We start from the raw sequence: 13,407 nt of genomic DNA on the forward strand, positions 1-13,407 counted from the left end.
GGAACCCCCTCAAATCTTATTGAGAGCCCGCTTTCATGCCGCGCCAGACACGCAGAGAGATCAACTGTCCAACCCTTCCTTTGTGGCGTCATCTTCTCATTATCCCTTGAGAGTGGATTAACGTTCCTTGCTTTCCGTTTCCGGAAATTACCAGAGTCAGAATACGGCAACAATATGGCGCATAACGTTACAGTCCAACGTTTGGTTTCGATCCTCACCATTGTCCCGTATAATTGCGTCCACTTTTCCAATGCAGTCAAACGCACCTCAGGAAGGATCGCACATGCAATTCGACAACATCCCCGCAGGCAAGAACCCGCCTGAAGATATTTACGTTGCTATCGAAATCCCGGCCAACAGCTCCCCGGTGAAGTACGAACTGGACAAAGACATGGGCGCCCTGCTGGTGGACCGCTTCATGGCCACCCCGATGTTCTACCCGGCCAACTACGGTTTCATCCCGCACACCCTGGCCGACGACGGCGACCCCCTGGACGTGCTGGTAGTAACCCCTTACCCGGTTCAGGCAGGCTCCGTGATCCGCTGCCGCCCGGTTGGCGTGCTGAACATGGAAGACGAAGCCGGTGGTGACGCCAAGCTGGTTGCCGTGCCTCACGACAAACTGACCACCACTTACCACAACGTTCGGGAAATCACCGATCTGCCCGAACTGCTGCGCGATCAGATCAAGCACTTCTTCGAGAACTACAAGACCCTTGAGCCGGGCAAGTGGGTCAAGGTTCAGGGCTGGGACAACGCCGAAGCTGCCAGAAAAGCCATCGTCGATTCCGTGAACGCCTACAAGGGCTGACCCGGTAATTCCAGGCATAGAAAAACCGGGCGCGATGCCCGGTTTGTCTATGCCTGCCCACCCGGGGCAGGTGGCCGGTCACCCCCGGGAAAGCAGATCCCGCATATCACTGATTGCCGCGCTGGCCCGGGAGAGATAGGCCGCCATGGTCAGTGAGTGATTGGCGAGTACGCCAAAACCGCTGCCGTTCAGTACCACCGGGCTCCACATTGGACCCTGGGCACCTTCCAGCTCAATGATCACCTGTTTCACGCTGGACATGGCATTTTTATCCTGCAGCACCTTCCGGAAGTCCACTTCAATGGCCCGGAAGATATGCAACAGCGCCCAGGAACTTCCCCGGGCTTCGTAGAGAACATCATCAATCTGGGTCCAGGGCGTCTTCACATCAATGCCCCTTGCTTCTTCCTGCAGCGGGTTATCCATATCCATATTGGCCACTGCATCAGATACCGAGGCCTTGCCAACACTCTCGCCCAATGTTCTTGAGAGGCTGCCGATTCTGGTTTCAAGGTCCGCCAACCAGTTTGCCAGATTATCCGCCCGGGCATAGAACTGGGCGCGGGACTGCTCCGGGCTGGACAACCGGTTGAGGTAGCGCTTCAGGGCTGCGATGCCGCGACGGTATTCCGCTTCGGTGGACGGGATGGCCCAGCTTCCGCTGTCAAAATTAAACTGCGGCTCCGCGATGGTCAGGTCCGGGTCCTCCGCGGACTGGCTCTGGGAGCGGGCAATATCCCGGCGCATGGCCCGGGACAGGTCCCGGAGCTGCACCAGCACGCCAAACTCCCAACTGGGCATGTTGTCCAGCCAAACGCCCGGCGGGAATATATCGTTGGAAATATAGCCGCCGGGCTTTTCAAGCAGGGTTTCGGCGATCCGGATCATGGTTACCGTGGTCGCGAAACCTGTCACCGGTTCACGCCCCATGGAACTGGCTACTGAGCGGGTATGCTCACGAACCGAAAACGCGTCGGGCTCGCTGCTCCAGTACATGCCAAGGACGACCGACACCAGGAGGTACACCACCAGCAACGCCAGAATGAGCTTGCCAATAACACCGCTGCCCCCGGCAGAATTCCGAACATCGTCTTTCCTGTCCCTGAAGTACTGTCTGATTTTGCCTGGCATATGACTTTTAATCCCCTGTCTGTTGATTGTCAGCGGCAAACGGCCGGCCAGGATGGTAACCCATGGCTCCGTCGATACCCAGCGTACAGAGTACCGAGTATTCCGCCGGGGTTTCCACTCCTGTGGGAGCATGGTCTGGCCGGGTGATGGCCTGGCCGGGTGATTGTGACCTGCAGCGCAGAGTTGACAAACATTTACAGTGCGCAACCTACGCCGACAACATTAAACACTATAGACTCTGCAAAAGGACTAAGGTTGAAAATTGTCCGCACCGGGGAAGGACGACCAATAACGAAAAAAACAGGCCGGAGCAACATGAACGACGAAAGCCAGAAAGAAAAACTCAGGCAGCATTTCGCACGCCGGGTAACAACCCAGGCCCGGGTTGTTCTGGATACCTGGCAAAAGATTCACGAAGACGGCGAGAAGGCCGCGGCTCATCGCGGGGAGTTCGCCACCGCCACAGGCAAACTGGTCCGTTACGCACAGCGTTTCGAAATGGTCAGCCACGCTGACGCCGGCCAGGCCATTCTGGAGCTGATCAACCACTGGGAGGCCGGCTCCGCGCTGGACGAGACCCTGGAACGGAAACTCCAGGATGCCATCGAGGCCCTCTCCCAAAGCACGCTGCGCCGAACAGACCGCAACAACCCCGAAATGCCTCACCAGTTCCGTCGCACCCCGGTTTACATTGCCCTCGGCAATCAGGAGATGGCAGGCCGCCTCATCCGTCAGCTGGAGTTTTTCGGCTTCCGGGCCTCAGCCTTTGCCAGCCCCGAAGATCTGACCGAAGCCTGCGCACTCCACAAGCCGGAAACCATTCTGGTGGATGTCAATTTTGGCGGCACGCCCAATGCGGGTATCGCCACCATTGAACATCTTCAGGAACGTCACGACACACCCATCCCGATCATTTTCGTGAGCGACGAAGACGGCTCCATTGAGACCCGGCTGCAGGCTTCCCGCTGTGGCGGCGAGGAATTCTTCTATCCGGCGGTTGATCCCGGCCAACTGATCGAGAAGATCGAAACCTACACCCATGGCAATACAGTAGAGCCCTATAAGGTACTGGTACTGGACGACTCCCGGGCCCAGGCCAAATACATGGAAACGGTGCTGAAAAAAGCGGGGATGACCGCCCGCATCATCACCGACCCGATGCAGATTATTCATGGCCTGGAGGAATTTTCTCCGGAGATCATCATTCTGGATATGTACATGCCAGGCTGCACCGGAATGGAAATCGCCCGGGTGATCCGTCAGCAGGACCGCTTTCACAGCGTACCCATCATTTACCTGTCGGCGGAAGAAGATGTCAGCAAGCAACTCCACGCAATGAGCCTGGGCGGTGACGACTTCCTCACCAAACCGATCGACTCCAAGCACCTGATTGCGACCATTCATAACCGCGGACGGCGCGCGCGTTCGCTGCTGGCACTGATGATTCGTGACAGCCTGACCGGGCTGTTCAACCACACCCACAGCCTGCACCTGCTGGATCAGGAAATCGTCCGGGCGCGGCAGAAAGGCCAGCCTCTGTGCTTTGCCATGATCGACATCGACTATTTCAAGAAGGTGAACGACACCTTTGGCCACCCGATTGGGGACCGGGTGCTGCGGAGCCTGTCGATGTTCCTCAAGCAGCGCCTGCGTAAAACCGACCACATTGGCCGCTATGGCGGAGAGGAATTTGCCATCATCCTGCCCAACACCCGCCCAAGCGATGCGCGGAATGTGCTCAACGAAATCCGAGAACGCTTCTCGGAACTGCATCAACCGGCGGGGGACAGGGAGTTCAATGTCACCTTCAGCTGCGGCATCGCAGCCTGGAATCAAGAGACATCCCAGGCCCTGTGCGAGCGCGCGGACCGGGCGCTCTACACCTCCAAGGAACACGGCCGCAACTGCGTTACCCTGGAGGATTGACCATCCTGCCCCGCCGGGCATGCTTCAGGCCTTGCCCGGCGCCTGTCATTTATGAAACCAACGTCGTATAGAAGTTCTCGCCATCGTTGACGACAATGATTATCGTCAACGGAAAGAGCCCGTTTCGCTTCATTTGCCGTCTTTATTACGACCAATGGACAACAGGGAAGATTGTCAAAAAGTGTTGATCTGAGGGAAACAAGCACGCACCATTGAGGGAACTTGCCGTTAATTTCGGCGATTCTGTTAAAAGACATCAAGGCAGACAGAACCATGTCGACAATTCTGGTGCTCCATGGCCCCAACCTCAACATGCTCGGCACCCGAGAGCCAGAGGTCTATGGTTACGAGACACTGGCCGATATTGACGACCGGTTGCGCTCGCTGGCGGCAGAGAAAGGTCATCACCTGCTGCATCTGCAGTCAAACGCCGAATACGAACTGATTGAGCGGGTTCACGAAGCCCGGGCAGAAGGCGTGGATTTCATCATCATCAATCCGGCTGCTTTCACCCATACCAGCATTGCCCTCAGGGACGCCATACTGGCTTCGGGGATCCCATTCATCGAAGTGCATCTTTCCAATGTGCATGCACGGGAACCCTTCCGGCATCACTCCTATTTCTCGGATATCGCCGACGGCGTTATCTGTGGGCTGGGCAGCCAGGGGTACGACCTCGCACTTCAGGCCGCCCTGAAACGCATTCACCGATAGACCTGACAAAACGGGACTGGACTGACTATGGACATTCGCAAAATCAAGAAACTGATCGAGCTGCTTGAGGAATCTGATGTCGAGGAGCTGGAGATTCATGAGGCCGACGATTCGGTGCGCATATCTCGCCGCCGCGAGCCGGCCGCCGGCACCCACTACATGAGCCATTACCCGGCCCCTGCGCCCCAGGCAGCACCCGCTCCGGCGGCGCCTGCACCGGCCGCGGAAGACCCCCCTGCGCCAGCAGTTCCGGCCGGCCACACCCTGAAATCCCCGATGGTGGGCACGTTCTACCGTTCCCCGTCTCCGACCACCAAGGCGTTTGTGGAAGTCGGTCAGACCGTCAATGTGGGTGATGTGGTCTGCATCGTGGAAGCCATGAAGATGATGAACCAGATCGAGGCCGACAAGAGCGGAACCATCACGGAGATCCTGGTCGAGAATGGCCAGCCGGTAGAGTTTGACCAGCCCCTGGTCGTCATTTCCTGAACACGGTGATAGCTACTCATGGCCATGTTAGAGAAAGTTCTGATCGCAAACCGGGGTGAAATTGCCCTCCGGATTCTGCGCGCCTGCAAGGAACTGGGCATCAAGACCGTGGCAGTGCACTCCCAGGTCGACCGTGATCTGATGCACGTACGCCTGGCAGACGAATCCGTCTGTATTGGCCCCAACAGTCCGACCGACAGCTACCTGAACATCCCGACGATCATCAGTGCGGCAGAAGTCACCGACTCCGTGGGCATCCACCCCGGCTATGGTTTTCTTGCCGAGAACGCCGATTTCGCCGAACAGGTCGAGAAAAGCGGATTCCATTTTATCGGACCGAAAGCCGAAACCATTCGCCTCATGGGCAACAAGGTGTCTGCCATCAACGCCATGATCAAGGCGGGCGTTCCGACCGTGCCGGGATCAGACGGCCCGCTCGACGACGACGAAGAGCGGACACTCCGCATTGCCCGGGAAATCGGCTACCCAGTGATGATCAAGGCCGCGTCCGGCGGCGGTGGTCGCGGCATGCAGGTGGTTCACTCGGAAGCGGCCCTGCTCAAAGGCGTCCAGATTACCCAGAGCGAGGCCAAGAATGCCTTTGGCGATCCGACGGTGTACCTGGAAAAATTCCTGGAAACACCCCGGCATGTAGAGGTTCAGGTGCTGGCCGACATGCACGGCAACTGCATTCATCTGGGCGACCGTGACTGCTCCATGCAGCGCCGGAACCAGAAAGTCATAGAGGAAGCGCCGGCCCCGAACGTCAATCCGGAATCCCGGGAGCGTACCCTCAAGGCCTGCACCGATGCCTGCAAGGAAATTGGCTACGTTGGCGCCGGCACCTTTGAGTTCCTGTACCAGGACGGCGAGTTTTATTTCATCGAAATGAACACCCGGGTTCAGGTTGAGCATCCGGTCTCCGAAATGGTGACGGGCGTGGACATTGTCCGCGAACAGCTGCGTATTGCCAGCGGTCTGCCGCTGCAGTACACCCAGGATGATATCCGCATTTCCGGGCACGCCATCGAATGCCGGATCAACGCGGAAGACCCGAAAACCTTCGTGCCAAGCCCGGGCAAGGTCACACACTTCCATGCGCCTGGCGGTAACGGTGTGCGGGTTGATTCGCACATGTACAGTGGCTACACGGTGCCGCCGTTCTACGACTCCCTGATCGCCAAACTGATCACCTGGGGTGATGATCGCGAGATCGCACGGCGGCGCATGAAGAACGCGCTGGACGAACTGCTGGTCGAGGGCATCAAGACCAACCAGCCCCTGCATCGGAAGCTGGTACGCGATGGTGGCTTCAAACAGGTAGACTTCACCATCCACTACCTCGAGAAACTGATGCGGGATTAATCATGCCCTGGATACAACTCCAGATCCCGGCCGATCCGGACAACGCGGACCAACTGGAGGACCTGCTCATGGAGATGGGCTGTGGCGCCGTCTCCATGGAGGATGCCGCCGATCAGCCCCTGTACGAGCCGGACCCCGGTACCACACCACTGTGGAGTCAGACCACCGTCACCGGCCTGTTTGACTCCGACCGGGACATCGAGCAACTGTGCGCTGATGTTCGCAATGCCTGGCACCAGCAAACCCAGCAGGCCCTCCCGGAAATCGAAGTGACACTGGTTGAAGACAAGGACTGGGAACGGGCCTGGATGGACGATTTCCAGCCCCTGAAATTCGGTGAACGGCTCTGGATTGTTCCCAGCTGGCACGAGGCGCCGGACCCAGATGCGGCCAATCTGATGCTGGACCCCGGCCTCGCCTTTGGGACCGGCACCCACCCGACGACTGCCCTCTGCCTGGAGTGGCTGGACGGGCAGGATGTGCAGGGCAAGCAGGTCATCGATTATGGCTGCGGTTCGGGCATTCTTGGCCTGGCTGCCCTGTTGCTGGGCGCAAACCTTGTCATTGGTGTCGATACCGACCCCCAGGCCCTTGAGGCCAGCCGGGAAAACGCTCGCCGGAATGGCGTCGACGACAGCAAGCTGGCCCTTTATCTGCCGGAGGACGAGCCCGACAAGCAGGCGGACGTCATGCTGGCGAACATCCTGGCCCAGCCATTGATCGGCCTCGCCCCCCACCTTGCCTCCCGGACCAGACCCGGCGGGGATCTGGTACTGTCCGGCATCCTGTCCAATCAGGTCCGGGAGGTGGTGGCGGCCTACGAGCCCTGGTTCGTTATGGATGAACCCGAACAGAGGGAAGAATGGATACGCCTCACAGGGCGGCGCAACGACAGATGACGAATACGGTCTTAACGACTAAACTCCGACACTCGTAGCCCAGTCGCTTTCAGGAAGAAGCATGACCCAGAGCAGCCTGCAGACACAGTGCCCGAACTGCCAGACCCGTTTCCGGGTAACCGACGAACAGCTTGGCATTGCCAAGGGCAAGGTGCGCTGCGGGAACTGCATGGGCGTGTTCAATGCCATTGAACACCAGATTATCCCGGGCAGCGGCAAGAAACCACGAACATCCCCGGAGCCTGCGAATCCGGCAGGCGGCCCGTCATCGCCGGACACCGACGCTTCCGGCACCAGCGAAGAGGATTTCGTGTTTGCCGACAACCCGGAGGAGGATGCCACGGAAGGCCGCTATGCCGGCACTAAACTGACCTTCTCCGATGACGAGCTCAGTGACAGCTTCCGCAGTTTCGACGAGCGCGAAGCGACGGACTACAAGGATGCCGACACCGACACCTCGAACGAAGACGTGGATGAAAGCTGGGCCGAAGCCATTCTGCAGGATGACGAGCCGGCGTCCCGGGCACCTTCGGCTCCCACTCGCGCTGAACCGGAATCAGCCCCGGAGCCCGAAACCAGGCCGGAACCCGGACCAGAGCTGAGCCTTGAGGAAGAGCCGGTATTCGAACACACACAGCCACGGTCTTCGACCGGCTCCAGTCCCGCCAGGGACAGTGATCCTTCCGATGAGTTTGCTGGCGAGTCCGGTTTTTACCTTGATGAGCCAGATCGCCCGGGGGATTCATTCCATGCCGAACCACCCTTCAGGGACCTCCGGAGAGATCCCGTTGGCGTTGACTCCGGCAGGGGTAGTCGCATCCGGACCCTGGTCTGGAGTCTGATTGTTCTGGGGTTGGTGGGGGTTCTGGTCGCCCAGGTGACCTGGTTCCAGTTTGATCGCCTGTCGGCCATCCCGGAGCTGCGACCGTTTTACGAGAAGGGCTGCGAACTGGCAGGCTGCGAGCTCAAACCGCTGATTAACGTCGATGCCATCCAGAGCCGGAAGCTGGTGGTAAGGACCGACCCGGATAACCGCTCCCAACTGGTTGTTGACGCCGTGATCATCAATCGCGCCGACTTCGAACAGCCGTTCCCGGTCATTGCCCTGACCTTCTCCAACCTGAACGGCGATGTGGTTGCCCAAAGCGTGTTCACGCCCGAAGAATACCTCGCCGGGGAAGGCAAAGAACTGGACGCCATGCCTACTGATACGCCCGTGCGAATCGCCATCAGCATCCGGGATCCTGGCCGCGATGCCGTGAACTACAACATTCTGTTTCGCCCCAACTCACCCTGATACAGCAGGCAAGCATTTACCCGGCAGGCATTGCCGGCGACCATTGCACAGAACAAAAGTCAACCAGAAAGAGCGAAAAATAGTCAGTTTTTTCAGCCTCCAGCCCCTTCAATCAGAATGCCCCCGGCGGTATCATTAGCGCCCTTCGGATGATGGATCGGTTATTAATTGAACAATTGCTCAGATCCGACCTTGCTTAACCCGCTGTGACACGGACTCAGATCATGCTGCCAACGGCAAAAATCGGGCCGTACACCTTGCCCAGCCCATTGATTGTTGCGCCCATGGCTGGCGTAACAGACCGCCCGTTCCGGCAGTTGTGCCGGAGACTCGGTGCCGGCCTGGCCGTGTCGGAAATGGTTATAGCGGACAGCAAGCTCTGGCATACGCGCAAGTCCAGGACACGCCTGAACCACGAAGGCGAACCAGGGCCCCGCTCGGTGCAGATTGCCGGCGGTGATCCACAAATGCTGGCCGACGCCGCGCAACAGAACGCCCAGTTCGGGGCCCAGATCATCGACATCAACATGGGTTGTCCGGCCAAGAAGGTCTGTAACAAGGCGGCGGGTTCGGCACTGATGAAGGATGAAGCGCTGGTCCGCGATATTTTTGAGGCGGTGGTCAACGCAGTCGATGTTCCCGTAACCCTGAAAATGCGTACCGGCTGGGACCGGGACAATCGCAATGCGCTGATTGTTGCCCGGATGGCCGAGGACGCCGGCATACAGGCCGTGGCCATCCATGGCCGTACCCGTGCGGACAAATACGAGGGAAATGCGGAGTACGACACCATCGCCGAGGTAAAATCCCGCATTGGCATTCCGGTGTTTGCCAACGGTGACATAAACTCTCCGGAAAAAGCGCGGGACGTGCTCCGACACACCGGAGCCGATGGCTTGCTGATCGGCCGCGCGGCCCAGGGCAGCCCCTGGATCTTCCGGGAGATTCAGCAGTTCCTGGAAACCGGGCGCCACATGCCCGCCCCGGAGCTGGATGAGGTTGAGAACATCCTGACCGGGCATCTTCAGGAGCTGCACACCTTCTACGGCGAGACCATGGGTGTGCGCATTGCCAGAAAACATGTGGGCTGGTATCTGCAGTCCCACGACCCGGGTAAACAGTTCCGTAAAGGCTTCAACGCCATTAATGATGCGCTGGAGCAAAGAGACACCATTCAACGGTATTTTGCAGACTTACGAAATGGAGAGGTATTCGCAGCATGAGCGCTGAGACTTTGGCAAACGACAACCTGAGCACCCCGGCCAACGATGACACCCATCAGTTGCAGACCCTGAGCAGCGGCGGCAACAGCGTCACCCTCCGTGACAGCGTTGAGGTTGCCCTGAAAAACTACTTCGCCCAGCTGGATGGCGCTCCGGTCACCGAGGTCTATCAGTTGGTCCTTTCCGAAGTGGAAGCCCCGCTGCTGGAACAGGTGATGAAGTACACCCGCAACAACCAGACCAAGGCGTCCACCATGCTTGGGCTGAATCGCGGAACCCTGCGCAAGAAGCTGAAACAGTACGGTCTGCTATAATCCAGACACCCTGACTTACAGAGGGCCTCCCGGACATCCTTCGCGAGGCCCTTATTCGTTCATCTCCAGCGAAGAAAGTGACCCATGGCACATCAGGCTAACACCTCCGTCCGTCGCGCACTGATCAGCGTGAGTGATAAAACCGGCATCGTCGATTTCGGACGTGCCCTGACCGAACGCGGCGTAGAGCTGCTCTCCACCGGTGGCACCTACCGCCTCCTGAAAGAAAACAGCATCCCGGTAACGGAAGTCTCCGACTACACCGGTTTCCCTGAGATGATGGATGGCCGGGTAAAAACCCTGCACCCGAAGATCCACGGCGGCATCCTTGGCCGGCGGGGCACCGACGATGTCGTTATGTCCGAGCATGGCATCAGCCCCATCGATATGGTGGTGGTCAATCTTTACCCCTTCGAGGAAACTGTGGCCAACCCGGATTGTGACCTGCCAACCGCCATTGAAAACATTGATATCGGTGGCCCGACCATGGTTCGTGCTGCCGCCAAGAACCACAACGACGTCGCCATTGTGGTGAACGTGTCCGATTACGGCCGGGTTCTGAAAGAGCTGGATGCCAACGACGGCCAACTGAGCTACAGCACCCGGTTCGATCTGGCGGTCAAGGCGTTCGAACATACCGCCGGTTACGATGGCGCCATCGCCAACTATCTGGGCGGCCGCACGCCAGACAACGACAACGCTGACTTCCCCCGCACCTTCAACGTTCAATATGTGAAAGTGCAGGACATGCGCTATGGCGAAAACCCGCACCAGCGCGCGGCTTTCTACACCGAGCGCAAGCCGAGGGAAGCCTGCGTGGCCACGGCCAGGCAGTTGCAGGGCAAAGAGCTGAGCTACAACAACGTGGCAGACACCGATGCCGCCCTGGAATGCGTGAAACCCTTCGCCGACCCGGCCTGCGTGATCGTCAAGCACGCCAATCCCTGCGGTGTCGCCATTGGTGCCGACATCCGTCAGGCCTATGATCTGGCCTTTGCTACCGACCCTACTTCCGCCTTCGGCGGCATCATTGCTTTCAACCGGGAGCTGGACGCCCTAACCGCCAAAGCCATCATCGACCGGCAGTTTGTAGAGGTGATTATCGCCCCCACCATCGCACCCGAAGCCGTGGAACTGGTGTCTGCCAAGAAAAACGTGCGTCTGCTGGCCTGTGGCGAGTTTGATGGCGACCGCGCACCCGCCATGGACCTCAAGCGCGTGACCGGCGGTCTGCTGGTGCAGGACCGGGACCTGGGCATGGTGGCTATGGAAGACGTCAAGGTGGTCACCGAGCGCCAGCCCTCCGAGCAGGAGCTCAATGACCTGCTGTTTGCCTGGGAAGTGGCCAAGTACGTCAAATCCAACGCCATTGTCTACGCCAAGGCCGGACGCACCATTGGCGTCGGCGCCGGCCAGATGAGCCGGGTCTACAGTGCCAGGATCGCCGGCATCAAGGCCGCCGATGAAGGCCTGGAAGTGAAAGGCTCCGTCATGGCCTCCGATGCTTTCTTCCCGTTCCGGGACGGCATTGACGCCGCCGCCGCCGCAGGCATTACTGCTGTTATCCAGCCCGGTGGCTCCATGCGCGATCAGGAAGTGATTGCTGCGGCCAACGAGCACGGCATTGCCATGGTCTTCACCGGCATGCGCCATTTCAGGCATTAATACCTGAACATGGGGTCAGAACCACAGTTCTGACCCCGATCCGACTCGTGAACATAGGAAAGTGGGGTCAGAAGAAAGCCTTCTTCTGACCCCGGGTTAACCGGCTTCAAGGTAGAAAACTCATGAATATTCTTGTGATCGGCAACGGCGGACGTGAACACGCCCTTGCGTGGAAAGCCGCACAATCCCCGAAAGCGGATCGTGTTTTCGTGGCACCCGGAAACGCCGGCACTGCCCGGGAAGCCGGTCTGGAAAATGTTGATATCGACGTGATGGACCTGGACGGCCTGGCCAACTTCGCGGCGGCCAACAATGTCGGGCTTACCATCGTCGGCCCCGAAGCTCCGCTGGTGGCCGGTATCGTGGATAAATTCGAGCAGCGGGGGCTGCGGGTCTTCGGCCCGAGCGCAGGTGCTGCCCAGCTGGAAGGCTCGAAAGCCTTCACCAAGGATTTTCTGGCGCGCCACGGCATCCCGACCGCAGGCTACGGCAAATTCACCGATGTCGATGAGGCCCTGGCCTATGTGCGCGAGCAGGGCGCGCCGATTGTGGTCAAGGCCGATGGCCTGGCCGCCGGTAAAGGCGTGATTGTTGCCATGACCCTGGCCGAAGCCGAAGACGCTATCCGGGACATGCTGGCGGGTAATGCCTTTGGCGATGCCGGCAGCCGCGTGGTCATTGAGGAATTCCTCGAAGGCGAGGAAGCCAGCTTTATTGTGATGGTGGACGGCGAACATGTGCTGGCCATGGCCACCTCCCAGGATCACAAGCGGGTTGGCGACGGTGACACCGGCCCCAATACCGGAGGTATGGGCGCCTATTCGCCGGCGCCGGTGGTGACCGCCGATGTTCACCAGCGCATCATGGACGAGGTGATTTATCCGACGGTGCACGGCATGGCGGCCGAGGGTCACCCCTACAAAGGCTTTCTCTATGCCGGATTGATGATCGATACCAGCGGTGCTCCAAAAGTCATTGAGTTCAACTGCCGCTTTGGCGACCCGGAAACCCAGCCGATCATGCTGCGGATGAAGTCCGATCTGGTGGAGCTGTGCGATGCCGCCATCAATGGCAGGCTCGACCAGCACTCCTCCGAGTGGGACAACCGCGCCTCGGTCGGTGTCGTTCTGGCGGCCGGCGGCTACCCGGGCAGCTACAGCAAGGGTGACGTTATCTCCGGCCTGCCCGACACCGACACTGACGGTGAAAAGGTCTTCCACGCCGGAACCCGGCTCAATGGGGATCGGGTAGTCACCAATGGCGGGCGGGTACTCTGTGCCACGGCTCTGGGCAGTACCGTCACCGAAGCACAGAAGCGCGCGTATGAGCTGGCCTCCCGGATCCGGTGGGATGGGGTGTTCTATCGCAGGGACATCGGCCACCGCGCCATCGGCCGCGAGGCCAACTGAGCCGGGCTGCCCGGTCCGGTCATATTTACAATCCCCGGCCTGGCCGGGGATTGCTTCTCCTGGCCCCGCATCATAAGCATCGGCTATTGACTTTATAGTTACAGAACCGTAAAGTTCCAGTCGCACTGAATAGCAATGATTGTCACTTACATTTCCAAAAACGA

Annotated in this window: 12 protein-coding genes; 11 read left to right on the forward strand and 1 reads right to left on the reverse strand. The window is 59.1% G+C overall.

Translation table 11 applies throughout. From position 1 onward, the window contains the following. The first annotated feature begins 283 nt into the window (after positions 1-283). Positions 284-811: an inorganic diphosphatase gene (gene ppa / locus QPL96_RS04410; protein ID WP_303285822.1), complete on the forward strand. Its 528-nt coding sequence runs from the start codon at positions 284-286 to the stop codon at positions 809-811. A gap of 78 nt (positions 812-889) precedes the next feature. On the opposite strand, the gene QPL96_RS04415 is transcribed toward ppa, so the two are convergent. Then, positions 890-1,942, reverse strand: coding sequence for a DUF2333 family protein (locus QPL96_RS04415; RefSeq protein ID WP_303285823.1), 1,053 nt, complete (start codon positions 1,940-1,942; stop codon positions 890-892). Positions 1,943-2,257: 315 nt separating this feature from the next. Between QPL96_RS04415 and QPL96_RS04420 the strand changes: the two genes are divergently transcribed. The 10 genes from QPL96_RS04420 to purD all read left to right on the forward strand — a co-directional run bounded on the left by QPL96_RS04420 (position 2,258) and on the right by purD (position 13,243). Next, entirely contained in the window at positions 2,258-3,868 is a 1,611-nt protein-coding gene (locus QPL96_RS04420) for a diguanylate cyclase (RefSeq protein WP_303285825.1), read from the forward strand. Between the two features lie 273 nt (positions 3,869-4,141). Continuing rightward, complete coding sequence (gene aroQ, locus QPL96_RS04425) at positions 4,142-4,582, forward strand: type II 3-dehydroquinate dehydratase (protein ID WP_303285826.1); 441 nt, start codon at positions 4,142-4,144, stop codon at positions 4,580-4,582. A gap of 27 nt (positions 4,583-4,609) precedes the next feature. Next, positions 4,610-5,071: an acetyl-CoA carboxylase biotin carboxyl carrier protein gene (gene accB / locus QPL96_RS04430; RefSeq protein WP_303285828.1), complete on the forward strand. Its 462-nt coding sequence runs from the start codon at positions 4,610-4,612 to the stop codon at positions 5,069-5,071. Positions 5,072-5,089: 18 nt separating this feature from the next. Further along, entirely contained in the window at positions 5,090-6,436 is a 1,347-nt protein-coding gene (accC, locus tag QPL96_RS04435; protein WP_303285830.1) for an acetyl-CoA carboxylase biotin carboxylase subunit, read from the forward strand. A gap of 2 nt (positions 6,437-6,438) precedes the next feature. Beyond that, entirely contained in the window at positions 6,439-7,335 is an 897-nt protein-coding gene (gene prmA, locus QPL96_RS04440; RefSeq protein ID WP_303285831.1) for a 50S ribosomal protein L11 methyltransferase, read from the forward strand. A 61-nt stretch (positions 7,336-7,396) separates the two neighbouring features. Next, the gene (locus QPL96_RS04445; protein ID WP_303285833.1) at positions 7,397-8,632 is read left to right on the forward strand and encodes a DUF3426 domain-containing protein; all 1,236 of its coding nucleotides are present in this window, start codon (positions 7,397-7,399) and stop codon (positions 8,630-8,632) included. Positions 8,633-8,859: 227 nt separating this feature from the next. Continuing rightward, positions 8,860-9,855: a tRNA dihydrouridine synthase DusB gene (gene dusB / locus QPL96_RS04450; protein WP_303286136.1), complete on the forward strand. Its 996-nt coding sequence runs from the start codon at positions 8,860-8,862 to the stop codon at positions 9,853-9,855. Next, positions 9,852-10,169, forward strand: coding sequence for a DNA-binding transcriptional regulator Fis (gene fis / locus QPL96_RS04455; protein ID WP_303285834.1), 318 nt, complete (start codon positions 9,852-9,854; stop codon positions 10,167-10,169). Before dusB ends, fis begins: the two co-directional genes overlap by 4 nt. 84 nt (positions 10,170-10,253) lie before the next feature. Further along, positions 10,254-11,834 (forward strand): bifunctional phosphoribosylaminoimidazolecarboxamide formyltransferase/IMP cyclohydrolase, encoded by a 1,581-nt coding sequence (purH, locus tag QPL96_RS04460; RefSeq protein ID WP_303285836.1) that lies wholly within the window; start codon positions 10,254-10,256, stop codon positions 11,832-11,834. 122 nt (positions 11,835-11,956) lie between these two features. After that, positions 11,957-13,243 carry a phosphoribosylamine--glycine ligase gene (purD, locus tag QPL96_RS04465; protein ID WP_303285838.1) on the forward strand — a complete coding sequence of 429 codons (1,287 nt, stop codon included), beginning with the start codon at positions 11,957-11,959 and terminating at the stop codon, positions 13,241-13,243. Positions 13,244-13,407 lie beyond the last annotated feature (164 nt).

It is taken from the genome of Marinobacter sp. SS8-8 (assembly GCF_030540945.1).
Taxonomy (GTDB): Bacteria; Pseudomonadota; Gammaproteobacteria; order Pseudomonadales; family Oleiphilaceae; genus Marinobacter.

What these genes read in the sequence shown, in the direction of transcription:
- purD (WP_303285838.1), top strand. Translation starts at nt 11,957, where the DNA reads ATGAATATTCTTGTGATCGGCAACGGCGGACGTGAACACGCCCTTGCG.
- aroQ (WP_303285826.1), top strand. Translation starts at nt 4,142, where the DNA reads ATGTCGACAATTCTGGTGCTCCATGGCCCCAACCTCAACATGCTCGGC.
- accC (WP_303285830.1), top strand. Translation starts at nt 5,090, where the DNA reads ATGGCCATGTTAGAGAAAGTTCTGATCGCAAACCGGGGTGAAATTGCC.
- QPL96_RS04420 (WP_303285825.1), top strand. Translation starts at nt 2,258, where the DNA reads ATGAACGACGAAAGCCAGAAAGAAAAACTCAGGCAGCATTTCGCACGC.
- purH (WP_303285836.1), top strand. Translation starts at nt 10,254, where the DNA reads ATGGCACATCAGGCTAACACCTCCGTCCGTCGCGCACTGATCAGCGTG.
- accB (WP_303285828.1), top strand. Translation starts at nt 4,610, where the DNA reads ATGGACATTCGCAAAATCAAGAAACTGATCGAGCTGCTTGAGGAATCT.
- QPL96_RS04445 (WP_303285833.1), top strand. Translation starts at nt 7,397, where the DNA reads ATGACCCAGAGCAGCCTGCAGACACAGTGCCCGAACTGCCAGACCCGT.
- ppa (WP_303285822.1), top strand. Translation starts at nt 284, where the DNA reads ATGCAATTCGACAACATCCCCGCAGGCAAGAACCCGCCTGAAGATATT.
- prmA (WP_303285831.1), top strand. Translation starts at nt 6,439, where the DNA reads ATGCCCTGGATACAACTCCAGATCCCGGCCGATCCGGACAACGCGGAC.
- QPL96_RS04415 (WP_303285823.1), bottom strand. Translation starts at nt 1,942, where the DNA reads ATGCCAGGCAAAATCAGACAGTACTTCAGGGACAGGAAAGACGATGTT.
- fis (WP_303285834.1), top strand. Translation starts at nt 9,852, where the DNA reads ATGAGCGCTGAGACTTTGGCAAACGACAACCTGAGCACCCCGGCCAAC.